General features: G+C 51.0%; 11 protein-coding genes. 4 read left to right on the top strand and 7 right to left on the bottom strand.

What is annotated here, in order from left to right:
• The first annotated feature begins 59 nt into the window (after positions 1–59).
• The 3 genes from C7W93_RS09395 to upp all read left to right on the top strand — a co-directional run bounded on the left by C7W93_RS09395 (position 60) and on the right by upp (position 1,750).
• On the top strand, positions 60–473 hold the full coding sequence (locus C7W93_RS09395) for an integration host factor subunit alpha (protein WP_108439772.1): 414 nt from the start codon (positions 60–62) through the stop codon (positions 471–473).
• An 8-nt stretch (positions 474–481) separates the two neighbouring features.
• Entirely contained in the window at positions 482–907 is a 426-nt protein-coding gene (locus tag C7W93_RS09390; protein WP_108439771.1) for a MerR family transcriptional regulator, read from the top strand.
• Positions 908–1,099: 192 nt separating this feature from the next.
• Positions 1,100–1,750 carry a uracil phosphoribosyltransferase gene (upp, locus tag C7W93_RS09385; RefSeq protein WP_108439770.1) on the top strand — a complete coding sequence of 217 codons (651 nt, stop codon included), beginning with the start codon at positions 1,100–1,102 and terminating at the stop codon, positions 1,748–1,750.
• 155 nt (positions 1,751–1,905) lie between these two features.
• On the opposite strand, the gene C7W93_RS09380 is transcribed toward upp, so the two are convergent.
• The 5 genes from C7W93_RS09380 to C7W93_RS09360 all read right to left on the bottom strand — a co-directional run bounded on the left by C7W93_RS09380 (position 1,906) and on the right by C7W93_RS09360 (position 9,041).
• Entirely contained in the window at positions 1,906–4,803 is a 2,898-nt protein-coding gene (locus C7W93_RS09380) for an autotransporter serine protease (RefSeq protein ID WP_108439769.1), read from the bottom strand.
• Between the two features lie 444 nt (positions 4,804–5,247).
• Entirely contained in the window at positions 5,248–5,481 is a 234-nt protein-coding gene (locus tag C7W93_RS09375) for a hypothetical protein (protein ID WP_108439768.1), read from the bottom strand.
• 459 nt (positions 5,482–5,940) lie between these two features.
• Complete coding sequence (locus tag C7W93_RS09370) at positions 5,941–6,984, bottom strand: NADP-dependent oxidoreductase (RefSeq protein ID WP_108439767.1); 1,044 nt, start codon at positions 6,982–6,984, stop codon at positions 5,941–5,943.
• Between the two features lie 90 nt (positions 6,985–7,074).
• Positions 7,075–8,232, bottom strand: a complete 1,158-nt coding sequence (locus tag C7W93_RS09365) for an iron-containing alcohol dehydrogenase (RefSeq protein ID WP_108439766.1) — start codon at positions 8,230–8,232, stop codon at positions 7,075–7,077.
• Positions 8,233–8,429: 197 nt separating this feature from the next.
• Positions 8,430–9,041, bottom strand: coding sequence for a TetR/AcrR family transcriptional regulator (locus tag C7W93_RS09360; protein WP_108439765.1), 612 nt, complete (start codon positions 9,039–9,041; stop codon positions 8,430–8,432).
• A gap of 334 nt (positions 9,042–9,375) precedes the next feature.
• Here C7W93_RS09360 and C7W93_RS09355 point away from each other — a divergent pair, with 334 nt between their 5' ends.
• Positions 9,376–10,311 carry a LysR family transcriptional regulator gene (locus C7W93_RS09355; RefSeq protein WP_108439764.1) on the top strand — a complete coding sequence of 312 codons (936 nt, stop codon included), beginning with the start codon at positions 9,376–9,378 and terminating at the stop codon, positions 10,309–10,311.
• A 444-nt stretch (positions 10,312–10,755) separates the two neighbouring features.
• On the opposite strand, the gene C7W93_RS09350 is transcribed toward C7W93_RS09355, so the two are convergent.
• Both C7W93_RS09350 and C7W93_RS09345 read right to left on the bottom strand, forming a co-directional pair.
• Positions 10,756–11,862, bottom strand: a complete 1,107-nt coding sequence (locus tag C7W93_RS09350; protein WP_108439763.1) for an NADH:flavin oxidoreductase/NADH oxidase — start codon at positions 11,860–11,862, stop codon at positions 10,756–10,758.
• Positions 11,863–11,878: 16 nt separating this feature from the next.
• Positions 11,879–13,669, bottom strand: a complete 1,791-nt coding sequence (locus C7W93_RS09345) for an ABC transporter transmembrane domain-containing protein (RefSeq protein ID WP_108439762.1) — start codon at positions 13,667–13,669, stop codon at positions 11,879–11,881.
• Positions 13,670–13,826 lie beyond the last annotated feature (157 nt).

The raw sequence follows: 13,826 nt of genomic DNA, 5'->3' as shown, positions 1-13,826 counted from the left end.
GATAGCACCACACGATGCAATGACACGTAAAACAGGGTAATAAACAGAATGAACGCAGAATGAGCGATATGCAGGCAGTCGAGTTTGAGTCCGTTCTGGACGCCGATCTGAATCGAGCGATGCGCGAGGCACAGGCACGTTCGCAGGCCGAAAAAGATTTACCAACATTGACCAAAGCAGAGTTGGCGGAACTCTTGTTTGAACAAGTCGGTCTCAACAAGCGCGAAGCCAAAGATATGGTCGAAACTTTTTTCGACGAAATGCGCAATGCGCTGGAACGTGGCGAGGCCGTGAAGTTATCCGGCTTTGGCAATTTTCAGTTGCGTGACAAACCACAGCGGCCAGGTCGCAATCCAAAAACAGGTGAGGAAATCCCTATTACAGCCCGTCGCGTAGTAACGTTTCATGCCAGCCAAAAGCTGAAGGGCATGGTCGAGGCTACCTCTCAACAACCTTTTTCCCTCTCCCTTTAAGCTAATCCATGAATGATCGTATTAGTAAGTCTGAGGTTATCGTCCTACCGCCGATTCCTGCAAAGCGTTATTTCACCATTGGTGAAGTGAGCGAATTGTGTGGTGTGAAGCCGCACGTTTTACGCTACTGGGAGCAAGAGTTTACGCAGCTTAAGCCGGTCAAACGACGCGGCAATCGGCGCTATTATCAGCATCACGAAGTATTGTTGATCCGTCGCATCCGGGAACTGTTATACGAGCAAGGTTTTACCATCAGCGGTGCGCGCAATAAGCTTGACGGTCGCTTGGCGCAAGCTGAAAAAGATTCGATGGCGGCAGCGGCAGAGGCGGCCCAAAACAAGATTAATTTGATTGAAGTGCGTCATGAGTTAGAGCAGATTCTGGCGTTGCTGACAATTGCACCTGAAGCGAAAACGGTTGCGGCCACTAAATAGTTATTATTCAGTAGCAACCAAGAGGCAATAATCACTAGCACTAGATCGCGCGGGTTAGCGGCCGGGAATAGGCATAGTCTTGCTGCGATCGCCATAGATCGTTATAGCGTGTCTTACCCGCCGTGAGCGACAATCATGCGCGCTCTACTTATTTTACAAACAGCCTCACATTCGGCTTAGAAACTGCCCATCATGCTCAGCGATCCACGCTTCCCAAATCTTTTTATCCTTAATCATCCGCTGATTCAGCACAAGCTGACGCACATGCGCAGCAAGGAAACCTCCACGCGGACTTTCCGCCAGCTACTGCGCGAAATTACCCAGTTAATGGGTTATGAAATCACCCGTGATTTACCGCTCACCACGCAACGCATCGATACCCCGATTCAAAGCATGGATGCGCCCGTAATCGCAGGCCGCAAGTTGGCTGTGGTGCCAGTATTGCGTGCCGGTATCGGCATGAGTGATGGCCTGCTGGATCTGGTGCCATCGGCGCGGGTAGGGCATATCGGCGTATATCGCGATCCCACTACATTAGAGCCAGTCGAATATCTGGTACGCCTGCCAGATCTGGCTGAGCGCACATTTATTCTCTGCGATCCGATGGTTGCTACCGGCAATTCAGCTGTTTACGCCGTCAATGTCCTCAAGCAACGTGGCGTCACCGACGCGCAGATTATTTTCCTGGCGTTGGTTGCTGCACCGGAAGGCGTGCAAGTATTCCAGGATGCGCATCCAGGCGTTAAGTTATATGTTGCCAGCCTGGATTCGCATCTTGATGAGCACGCCTATATTGTTCCTGGTTTAGGCGATGCCGGTGACCGGATTTTCGGTACAAAATAGTTTTTGAAGATTTACCCGCCGCATCATTCTTTGCGGTGCAATACAGAAACAGCAAAAAACAGCAAGAAAGAACAGGAAACAGCAGGAAACAGCGCGTGACTACAAAACAATCGTAGTGCGCGCTTTTTTATGCAGCGCGAAATCACGTTGTCGCATTAATCCAAATGAAGCCGAATACCCGCAGAGACCACATTATTCAATTTGCCTGCCTGACCGAATTGCGCATCATAGTTTGCAAACCAGCCTAAGCGTTTGGTGATATCGGTTGCTATGCCAATACCAACCCAACCGGTGTTGCGCGCCATGCCGATACCTTTTACCTGAAAACCAGTCGTTGGCGCACCGGTGTAATTGGCATCGAAATCAAGTTTTCCGCTGCCAAAAGCATGCTGCCAGGCGGCGTACATCTGCACATAACTTTTACCGGCGAATGATGTAAATGTCGAGTTTGCACGCAGACCCAAGGTACTGGCAACTTGCTGATAAGACTGATTTTTAGCGGTCAAGCCGAACGCGCTACCCGATTCAGTAAAGCTGCCACGATTGACGCGATCATACGAAACGCCTGCAAACGGTGTCATGCTGATGTTGCCAGAAAGTGCCTGATCGAACCCTGTTTCCAGATACGCCGATAACACTTTGTCGTTGTGACGTGCATCTAATGTATCGGTTGTCGATCCCATCATCACGCTACGATTAACGCGGCTATTGACGGTGGCGATACCACCGCGACCACTGACATACACATCGGTGCTGCCGACCTCAAATGCGTGACGTCCGTAGACCGAAACACCAACGCTCTGACTTTTTGATTGACCGCCGAAACGGTTAAAGTGAGCCGTGCTGTCCGAATAAGCCAAGGCCGCACCGATCACTGTTTTTTCATTCAGATGCGTATCTACACCAAACTGACCGCCTGCCAGCGATGTATTCGCACCGGCAAAACCATCTTGCGCCAACTTACCTGAACTACCGATCACACTAGTCCATAAACCGTGTTTTGCCGTCGAACCAGTATTGTTGCCGAATTGCGCCAGTCGGTTCGATAAATCACGATTCACTGCTTGCGACTGCTGAAACGTCAGCGCTTGTGCAGAACCGTGGATCTGGCCTGAAAGGCTATCGATCACGTCCGCAACGTTCGCTGTTGTCGTATTTTGCAGCTCTGCAGCGGCGCGCATAAACGTCGCTTGTGTACCCTCAGTATTTCCTGCCGTGGCCAGCGTATCCGCCACTTGCATTGCTTGTTCCAGATTTTCAGCCGAGTTCATGCGTGTTGCATCGCCGCCGAAAGACTGCTCTGCCATGTCGCGCATATTTTTACGCTGAATCGTCAGATCGACCTGATTTTTTGTGTATTCAAAGCCTGTATTTAACAATGCAATGTTGCTATCTTTGCCCGCAAAAGAGGCGTCTTCAAACGTACCGATTACGCCGCCGTTTGCCTGCAGTATCGTATCTTTTGTTCCTTGCGCAGTAACAAAACTGGCCGCCTGGCCTGTACGTGGATGCATTATTAAGCTTGATTCATCCAGTGTTGCAGTTCCACCGATAGTCAACGGCGCGCCAATGTGTTTGTTCAGCGTTGCACCTGCATCTACCGCATAATTTCCAGCAATCGTCATCCCTTTACCTGCGACTGTCATCGTGCCCGAATTTTGTACATTGCCACCGATCTTGCCATTGTCGGCACGCAGCGTGGCGAACGATGCGACTGTGACACCGGCGCGTACTGAGCCAGTGATATTCAATTCGCCATATTGCACATGATTCTCACCGGTATAAGTATTTGCACCGGATAAGGTCAAGCTGCCGTTACCATCTTTGAACAGGCCTGCGTTGCCAGCGATGTCGTTACTGAACGTGTAGGCATTGTCATCGCTGCCCAAATCTGCAATAAAATCACCAGCCAGCGTTAATTTCTTATCAAATAAAGACGGTCCTTTTACGGCTTTGCTGGCGTCTAATACACCCCAGCCATATGTGTTGCGATCTTCCTGACGCGTTGCCGTCGATAAAATTGTCTGACGCAAGGTACTGGCATTCATCCACGGATAGGCTTGCTGCACCAACGCCGCAGCGGCGCTGACTGCTGGCGCGGCAAATGAGGTGCCGTCCATTCTTTTTCCAGCTACTTTTGACTGAAAGTCTCCTGGAGCGGCTAAACACCAGTTTTGTGCAACGCCGCAACGATTAACGCCTTCAGCAAATTCCCCCGCCTTGCCATACATGCCGTCGATGGCGTTGACCGACGTTACCGCAAGCCAGCGTTCTTCTAGTTCTGGCGACCAGTAAGGCAGACCGGCGTTGACTGTCGGATTCGCTTGATTTGAATTTCCTGTTGCGAAAACGAATAAGAGATCTTCGCCGGTATTCGGCATGCCGACATAAGACCATTTCTCCGTCGTATCTTTTGGTTTTGTCGAGATGTCGCCGGAACCCAGCGATATATTAACGATGCGCACATCTTTAGCTGCCAGATCCGCAAACATCTTTCGCGTCAGCATAGAACGCTTTTGTGGTTCATCTACTCCGGCTGCGGCACCAATCATTTCAACCTGCGGTGCCACGCCTGAAGTGCGACCGCCCAATATTTCAGCCACTACCGCGCCATGCTGACTGCCATTACCTTTACCGCCGTTTTGATAAAAAGTTTTTTCGGTAAGACCAGCCAACTCCGAATGCGATGAATTGAAATCACCATCGACAATCCCGACCTTCACACCTTTTCCAGTCAGGCCATTTGCATGTGCTTGCTTTACTTTAAAAGGATCGTCTGTATTAAACGCGCCGGGCTTTTGCGGCTTAACTGGCTTTGGGGTAATAACCGGCGTCGTAGATTTGTCTGGATTGATTACCGTGCCAATTATTGGCGTAATGACTGTTGGCTGGGTAGAGATCACACCCGGCGTGCCTGGATTATTTGCACCGCTTCCACCGCCACCACCACCGCAGCCGATCAGAAGAACAGAAATGGCGATACATGATGCATTTTTTTGCTGTGATAGTTGAGGACATAAGTCACTTTCAAAAAACAGCAAAAAAAATCCCATGCGCTGGTCCGCTTATGTGGAAGCGCGCTTAATATTTTTTGCTGCAAAGTTAGTCGTGCGAGGACATCGCGTCCTCGGCGGGAAAAAATAAGGCAATTAACGCTGAATTCGGATGCGGTTTTCGGTAATCGACTTGCGCGGTTTTGACTGATCGAAATGTGAAAGAGAGAGTTATCTACTTCTTAATTTGCTTTTTATTGAAGGCTATCTAAGCCGCGATTCGTTGAGAGAATTATCGCCAATACAGCAGAAATCAAGAATGGGGTTTTTCCCAAAAACGAAGAAATGAGATTGACCAGATTCGTCATCTGAGCAGCGTACTCATAAACCGAGCATTTTCTCTGGTCTCGATTTTTTACTGTCGACGCACTGGCTTTAGGTCCGTTCAAAAATGGACTTTGTAATCATAGGGGGAGTTTGAAGTTACTTTTTTTCATCAGCATGCTACGTCACGGCCTTGTGTTGTCGGCTGTGCAAGTGGCCACAGACCCGCATCACATGGCGAAACATACCTAGACTGATGACTACGATAGCGGTGGCAATCTGGATACCTTGCGGCATAGCGGCGCGCAAAAATATACCCGCAAGATCGCCGTTGCGGCTACCAGCAATCCCAGCCAGATTGCGGGCGACACGGGCGAGTTGCCCTCGGACGCGCGTAACCAAGTGATTGGTCACGCTGGTTGTGCGCGAAGATGGCGTAGACGAGTGAAGGCTATATGTACGACGGAGGCGGACACGCGTGTGCAAAATGCGCAGCGATAGTGTCGCTAGTGAAAACTTGCAGGTGATTACCGCAGAGGGCGGCCTGCATTGGAACCCTGTCAGACCGGGTAGTATTGGGAATAATTAGTTGCACTATAGCCCGATCGATCATCTGAGTTCCAGCACGCTGGAGTTGGATGATCGGGGATTATTACTCAGTCAGATAGCTGATGTGGGATTTGGTAAAGCGACGGTCACTGGTTCGTCATACCAGACGGATCGTTTGCAAAACAAAAGCCGAGAGCATTAATGCCCACCGGTCTCAAGTCAGGCAGATGTTTGTACCGAAGAAAAGATAGAGAAATAAAGGAAACGAACCCGGACCGATTTCAGGTGCACGACCCATGCGGGTCGGCACCTGAAGAACACTTTTTATTCAGCGCCGTTTTCAGCAACATTAATAATCAATTTGCCGAAATTTTTACCTTCAAGAAGACCAATAAACGCTTGTGGTGCATTTTCCAGGCCTTCCACAATATCCTCACGGAATTTTATTTTCCCCGTTTTCAACCAGCCGCTCATGTCATTAAAGAATTCGTTATAACGGTGGGCGTAATCAAGAAAAATAATAAAGCCTTGCATTCTGATGCGCCGTGTCAGCAGGGTGCGTGTCAATAACGGCAGGCGATCCGGTCCAGCTGGCAACTCGGTAGCATTGTAGTTTGCGATCAAACCGCAAACCGGTACGCGGGCGCTGGTATTGAGCAGCGGCAATACTGCATCAAACACTGCGCCGCCGACGTTTTCAAAATACACGTCGATCCCTTTAGCGCAAGCTGCCGCCAGTTGTTGTGGGAAGTCGGCGCTGCGATGATCGATGCAGGCGTCGAAGCCGAGTTCTTTGACGGCATACGCGCACTTCTCTGCGCCACCGGCAATGCCGACAACGTAACAGCCCTTGAGTTTGGCGATTTGTCCGACGACTGAACCAACTGCGCCAGTGGCGGCTGCCACTACGACGGTTTCACCGGCCTTTGGCTGACCGATATCCAGCAGACCCATGTAGGCGGTAAAGCTTGGCATTCCCAGCGCACCAAGCGCATACGATGGCTTGCCGATATTGGCATCCAGTTTGGTCAGGTCTGTGCCGTCTGACACTGCATAGTCTTGCCAGCCACTGTTGCTAAGGACCAGATCGTCTTGTTTGTAGTCGGGATGGTGCGATGTGACGACGCGGGCAACGGTGCCGCCAACCATCGGCTCACCAACCGCCACTGATGCTGCGTAGGATTTTGCATCGCTCATGCGGCCACGCATATAAGGGTCTAGCGATAAATGGACGATACGCAACAATACTTGACCCGTCGCCGGGGTTGGCACGGCGGTTTCTTCCAGTCTGAAATCTTCTGGGGTGGGCGCGCCATGCGGACGGGCGGCCAGGACGATGCGACGATTGACGGTGTTGGTTTGTGGCATGTTTGCGGCTCCTTGTAGAGTGTTAAACGAGGGAAATAAACGCCGGTGAATTGGCGTTTTTTGCTACTAATGGCTACTGAATGTTGCGACTTATAAAGCGCCTTCGAGAATCTTACGGCTGACTTCAAGTGTAATGTCTTTGTGCTCGCCCAGCGTTGTCATGCCATGCGCGCTCAACTGCGTGACGACGATGTCGATTGCTGCCTGACCTAATTCATAATCGGACAGACGGGTTTTGATGCCCATGCTTTCAAAGAAATTACGTGTATTTTGGATGGCTTGATCGATGCGCGCTTCTTCGCTGCCTTCGGTGATATTCCATACTCTGGCCGCGTATTGCAGCAGTTTGGCGTGTTTGTTTTTACGCTGGACTGTCAGCAATGATGGCAACACGATTGCCAATGTACGGGCGTGATCGATGTCATATTGCGCGGTCAGTTCATGCCCGATCATGTGCGTGGCCCAATCTTGCGGCACGCCTGCGCCGATCAAGCCATTTAAGGCTAGCGTTGCCACCCACATCAGATTGGCGCGGGCATCGTAATCGTTCGGATCGGCCAAAACGCGTGGTCCGGTTTCGATCAGGCTGAGGAGTAATCCTTCTGCGAAACGGTCTTGCACCTGACCATCGACGGGATAGGTTAAATACTGCTCGACGGTGTGGACGAAAGCATCGACGACGCCGTTAGCAATTTGGCGAGTTGGCAAAGTGAAGGTTTTGCTAGGGTCGAGTATCGAAAATTGCGGATAGACCAACGGACTGCGGAACGCTAGTTTGGCTTGAATGGATTTGCGTGTGACAACGCCGCCGTTATTCATTTCTGAGCCGGTCGCTGGCAGCGTCAGCACGGTGCCGAACGGTAGCGCACTGGTGATGTTGGCACCGCCTTTGACGGCGATGTTCCATGGTTCGCCTTCAAAGTTGGCGGCAGCGGCGATAAATTTGGTGCCGTCGATGACGGAGCCGCCGCCAACTGCTAGCAAGAAATCAATTTTTTCGCGGCGTACTTGTTCAACTGCACGCATCAATGTTTCGTAAGACGGATTCGGTTCGATACCGGCAAATTCTTGTACTTCGCGGTTGCCGAGTGCTGCTTTTACTTCATCGAGCGTGCCGTTTTTTTGTGCGCTTGCACCGCCGAATAAAATTAGTACGCGCGCTGTTGGTGGAACAAGAGTAGATAGTTTGGTGATGGTGTCACGACCAAAAACGATTTTTGTAGGGTTGTAGAGTTCGAAATTAAACATATTTTTCCTTAATTAGACCGGTCAACTAGTTATTGGGTTAAAAAATACACGACTTAGTCGTGTGTGGCGTAATGTGAAATTTTTAATGCCGCCGACGTTGGTTTGGGACGACGACTGGAAAATTGAACGTGATAAAAGTACGAGTGATGGAGCGGCGATGTGCTAAGTCTGAATTGACAGAAAAACCGCCACCGCGGCTAGCTAACAGGCTCTCGCAAGGTTGCGATAGTGGTAGCGAATGCGTATTCCAGTGGTGTACGATCCCGCTGCAACTTTGCTAGCAGACTAGCGCCTAGCCACATTTGATAGAGCATTTGTGCGGTTTTTTCTGGATCAATGCTAGATTGCAGCGAGCCATCGGTGACGCCATTGGCGATGCAGGCGGTTAGGCTAGCCCTGACGCGTTTTGTACCTTCGCATAGGATCATGCGCATATCTTCGGACAGATCGGCGACCTCGGCGCTTAATTTCACCACCAGACACTTTTCTTTGACGTCTTGACTGCATTGGGTATCGACCCAGCGTTCCCAGTAGGTTATTAACCGTGCGCGTGCCGATGAGGCGTCTGCGGCTTCTGGCGAAGGGTGGAGTAATTGGTCGAGTCGCAGCAGATAGTCGCTGAAGTATTGCTCCATCAGCGCGCAGCCGTATTGTTCCTTTGAGCCGAAATAGTGATAAAACGAGCCCTTTGGTATGGCCGCGGCTGTCAGTATTTCGTTTAAACCTACGCCTGCAAAGCCTTTCACCACGATGAGTTGCTGGCCTGCATCGAGGATATGGCGTCTGGTGGTGTCGTAGGTTGTTCGCATGATTTTGGTAGTCTAGACCTAATTAGACCAGTCGTCTAGTAATTATTTGGATCCAATATCAATAAAAGAAGCGAATGCGGAATTGTCCGGGCGTGGCATTTTCGATGAGGCGCTATACGGCTATGGCTATACCAACGGCGTAAGTTATCCGTTATCCTATAAAAAAATAAGCATATATGTTTATTTTTGCATGTTGATTTGCTACGTAAATTTGTTATGCAATTTGTTATGTTAATTTTTGCATAAAAATTCGACATCTAAGTGTGTGTTTTTGTGTGCACTCGCAGGCCGCTTCACTTTTGTACTTTCAATGAATTCTTCACCTTGAGCATCAATGACTTCACGCGCTAACCATCATCTCGATACGTATCTTCTGCGAGTTTTGCATACCTTGCTGGTGGAGAAGAGTGTTTCCCGCACGGCGATTAAGTTGGGGCAATCGCAGCCGACTATCAGTAATACGTTGAAGCGTTTGCGTGAGTTGACGGGGGACGCGATTCTGGTGCGCGGGAAGAGTGGGATGGTGGCGACTGAGCGCGGTCAGGAGTTGTTGGCGCTTGCGAAGGAGGGGTTGGATATATTTGAGAAGATTGGTGCGCCGGTCGCGGCTTTTGAGGCGAGTAGCACGGCGCGGGTGTTCCATGTCGGGACGCCGGATTATCTGAATGTTTTGTTGATTCCTTCGATTATCGAGCAGGTTCGGCGGCGTGCGCCGGGGGCTAGTTTGATGGTGCATGCGTTAGATGCAGGGTTGGATTATTCGAACGCGCTGGAGACAGGGCGGCTTGATTTGGTGATTGGTAACTGGCCTGATCCGCCGGAGCATTTGCATTTGGCGCAGTTGTTTGAGGATGATGTGGTGTGCATGATGCACCGGGATCATCCTGTGGCGAAGAAGGGGTTGACGTTGAAATATTATGTGGAGATGCCACATTTGGCACCTACGCCGTACATTGAGGGGCATCGTAGCAGTATCGATGCGGCGTTGGCGGAATTGGGGTTGAAGCGTAATGTGCAGGTAGCGATTCCGTATTTTGCGTTGGTGCCGCATGTGTTGGCTAAGTCGGATTTGATTTTTACTACTGGACGGCAGTTTGCGAATTATTTTGTACGGGATTGGCCGATTCAGGTTTTTCCTTTGCCGTTTGATATGCCTAAGATGCGGTTTTATATGTTGTGGCATACGCGGTCGCATGTTGCGCCGGATGTAGTTTGGTTGCGGAGATTGATTTCGGAGGTGGCTGTTGGGTTGGGGATGGCGGCTACTTGACATTAATTTTGGTTGTTGGGTGGGCGGTGAATGGCTACCCTTCGGGTCTCCAAATTTTTTAGCCATCCCGAGGATCGAGAAAGCAACTCGCTGTGCTCAAACATGTTTCCCGCCTATTTCCGAGTGATAGCTAAAAAAATCGGCTACGCCGCCCCATCGTCAAACGCAAATTATCAGACATGAAAAGCGCCACAAACGACGTCAACAAAACGCGCCGAAAATAATTACAAAATAATCCCCAATTGAAAATCATGCCGAACGAAAAAAGCCTGCCGGAACAATCCGACAGGCTTCATTAAATGGTACTGGTACTAAAGATACTTAAAGACAGCGCTAAAAGAATTTTGCAAAGAGCCCTGCAAAGTGCAGTTAAAAGAGAATTACAAAGCAGCTAGAAAAGCGCCAAGCATTTCTCCAAAAAAACATTTATCAAATTAATTAAAATTAATCATCACCATAATTAATCGACGGCCGTATCGGCATTTTGCGCGAAGTCGCACGCGCATATTGCGGCGGCCACGGCGTCTCGGCCCGTAGCTCCTCAGCTGCATGTAACGGCCAATTCGGATCCCGCAATAATTCACGCGCCAGCAATACCAAATCAGCCTGCCCGGTACGCAAAATATGCTCAGCCTGAATCGGTTCGGTAATCATCCCCACTGCGCCGCTCGGAATTCCCGCCTCTTTTTTAACGCGCTCAGCAAACTGGGTCTGATACCCGGGCCCGACCGGAATCTCCGCAGTGGCAACATTGCCACCACTAGAAATATCCACCAAATCAACGCCAGCCTCTCGAAACAAACGGCTTAATGCCACCGTTTCATCCGCACTCCAGCCACCCTCAACCCAATCTGTCGCCGATACTCGCACGAACATTGGCAATTCTGCAGGCCAGGCTTGGCGCACCGCCGTCACCACTTCCATCACAAAGCGCGTGCGGTTTTCAAAACTGCCACCGTATTCATCGGTGCGCACGTTACTGATAGGCGATAGGAATTGATGCAATAAATAACCGTGGGCAGCGTGGACTTCAATAACCTTAAATCCAGCTTGATGCGCACGCAGCGCGGCGTCTACAAAAGCCTGCACAACGTCGGCAATCTGCGCCGCTGAGATTGCCAGCGGCGGACGAAAACCATCGAATGGCAGTGCCGATGGCCCAACTGTTTCCCAGCCGCCCTGATCCAGCGCGATGCTGCCTTGATTCGCATCCCAAGGCCGCGTGACGCTGGCTTTGCGACCTGCATGCGCTAACTGAATACCGGGAACCGCACCTTGCTGCGCGATAAATTGCGTAATCCGACGTAACGGCACGATATGATCATCTTTCCAGATACCCAAATCCTGCGGCGTGATACGGCCTTCTGCCACGACTGCGGTGGCTTCAAACATCACCAGACCGGCACCGCCAACTGCACGGCTGCCCAGATGCACCATATGCCAGTCGTTGGCAAAACCGTCCTGCGCGGAGTATTGGCACATTGGCGCAACGGCAATCCGATTCGGCAGAGTGATACCGCGCAAGACGAGTGGTGAAAATAATTTGCTCATGGCATGTCCTAAAAGTTTATACGCTAACAGTATTAAATTGCAGTGCAGCCAGACTGGCATACAGCCCGTTTTGTGCTACCAGTGAGGCATGATTACCGGTTTCAACGATGTGGCCGTGTTCCAATACGATGATGCGGTCTGCGCGCTGTACCGTTGCCAGACGATGGGCAATGACCAGTGTGGTGCGGCCAACCATCGCTGCTTCCAGCGCACCTTGTACGGCGCGTTCTGATTCTGCATCTAGCGCGCTGGTGGCTTCGTCCAGCAATAACAGCGGCGGATTTTTTAACAGGGCGCGGGCGATGGCGATACGCTGACGCTGCCCGCCGGACAAACGCACACCGCGCTCGCCGAGGAACGATTGATAACCCTCTGGCAGACGCACAATAAATTCATCAGCGGCGGCCATGGTGGCGGCGGCAATGACTTCCGCATCGGTGGCGTTGACGCGACCGTAGCGAATGTTTTCCATCGCATTGGCTGAGAAGATTACGGTGTCTTGCGGCACAATCCCGATGGCGTTACGTAACGTATGCAAATCAAGGAATTTTATATCCACGCCATCTAGTGTGATGCTGCCTTGCTGCGGATCGTAAAAGCGTAACAACAGTTGGAATAGGGTAGTTTTGCCTGCGCCGGAAGGACCGACGATGGCGACTGTTTCACCCGGTTTGATATCGAGTGAAAAGTTGGACAACGACGCTGTGTCGGGACGAGATGGGTAATGGAACGCGACATTTTCTAGCGCGACTGCTGCGCCTTGGGCTGTGCGTGGCGGCAGTTTTTCTGGCAGTAATACTGATTGGACCGGGGACTTTGCCGCCAGTAATTCTAGCAAGCGTTCAGTGGCACCGGCGGCGCGTTGGGTGTCGCCCATGACTTCGGCTAATGCACCGATGGAACCGGCGACCAGCGCTGCGTACAAAATAAACTGACCAAGTTCACCACCGCTCATACGGCCTTGCACCACCGCGTGCGCGCCTAGCCAGAGCACAAATACGATTGCGCCGAAGACTAACAGAATCGCCATCATCGTCAGCAGCGAACGGGCGCGGATGCGTTCCATAGCGGTGCCAAAAGCGGTTTCAATGGCGCCTTTAAAGCGCTTGCCTTCGATGTTTTCATGGGTAAAGGCTTGTACCGTCGGCATGGCATTCAAGATTTCACCGGCAATGGCAGAGGCATCTGCAACGCGATCTTGCGAGGCGCGGGATAGTTTGCGGACCCGGCGTCCGAACCAGACTATCGGTAATACTACGGCCGCCAGCATGACAATAATGATTGAGCTGAGTTTGATGCTGCTGACAAACAACATGATCAGACCGCCAGAAAACAACAGTCCGTTACGCAGCGCCATAGAGATACTGGTGCCGACTAATGCCTGAATCAGCGTGGTGTCGGTGGTGATGCGTGACAGGACTTCACCGGTTTTAGTGGTCTCAAAAAATTGGGGGCTTTGCGTGACAACGTGGGAATATACAGCGCTGCGCAGATCGGCGGTGACGCGCTCGCCCAGCCATGACACCATATAAAATCGCCCCGCAGTTGCCACACCCAACACGCAGGCGACGCCAAACAAGGCCAGGAAATATAAATCGATGTGATGCGGGTCTTTGATGCCGTTTCCGCCGAATCCCAGATCAATCATCTGCCTGAAAGCATACGGAATCGCCAGGGTCGCTCCGGCGGCGACTAACAGCGCAATACCAGCCAAGAAAAATTGGCGTTTATAAGGGGCGAGGTAGGGAAGTAATCCGGCAAGGGTCGCCAGACTGGCTTTTTGAGGTTCTTTGGTTGTGGTTGTCATGTTGCTTTTATTTTATTGCTGATTGTTTAACTTATTGTGCTGTACGATGCTGCACGATCGCTGCGCGGTGGGTGTGAAAGCGCTTTGAAACCTGCTATATCGCTTGCTTAAAACCTTGTTTTAAAAACTTGCTTTAGAACCTGCTTTGAACCTGTTT

Source organism: Glaciimonas sp. PCH181 (genome assembly GCF_003056055.1).
In the GTDB taxonomy this organism is placed as follows: Bacteria; Pseudomonadota; Gammaproteobacteria; order Burkholderiales; family Burkholderiaceae_D; genus Glaciimonas.
Note: the sequence above shows the minus strand (reverse complement) of the source record. Positions and strands in the feature narration are given on the sequence as shown.

What these genes read in the sequence shown, in the direction of transcription:
- C7W93_RS09365 (WP_108439766.1), bottom strand. Translation starts at nt 8,232, where the DNA reads ATGTTTAATTTCGAACTCTACAACCCTACAAAAATCGTTTTTGGTCGT.
- C7W93_RS09370 (WP_108439767.1), bottom strand. Translation starts at nt 6,984, where the DNA reads ATGCCACAAACCAACACCGTCAATCGTCGCATCGTCCTGGCCGCCCGT.
- C7W93_RS09390 (WP_108439771.1), top strand. Translation starts at nt 482, where the DNA reads ATGAATGATCGTATTAGTAAGTCTGAGGTTATCGTCCTACCGCCGATT.
- C7W93_RS09345 (WP_108439762.1), bottom strand. Translation starts at nt 13,669, where the DNA reads ATGACAACCACAACCAAAGAACCTCAAAAAGCCAGTCTGGCGACCCTT.
- upp (WP_108439770.1), top strand. Translation starts at nt 1,100, where the DNA reads ATGCTCAGCGATCCACGCTTCCCAAATCTTTTTATCCTTAATCATCCG.
- C7W93_RS09350 (WP_108439763.1), bottom strand. Translation starts at nt 11,862, where the DNA reads ATGAGCAAATTATTTTCACCACTCGTCTTGCGCGGTATCACTCTGCCG.
- C7W93_RS09360 (WP_108439765.1), bottom strand. Translation starts at nt 9,041, where the DNA reads ATGCGAACAACCTACGACACCACCAGACGCCATATCCTCGATGCAGGC.
- C7W93_RS09355 (WP_108439764.1), top strand. Translation starts at nt 9,376, where the DNA reads ATGACTTCACGCGCTAACCATCATCTCGATACGTATCTTCTGCGAGTT.
- C7W93_RS09395 (WP_108439772.1), top strand. Translation starts at nt 60, where the DNA reads ATGAGCGATATGCAGGCAGTCGAGTTTGAGTCCGTTCTGGACGCCGAT.
- C7W93_RS09380 (WP_108439769.1), bottom strand. Translation starts at nt 4,803, where the DNA reads ATGGGATTTTTTTTGCTGTTTTTTGAAAGTGACTTATGTCCTCAACTA.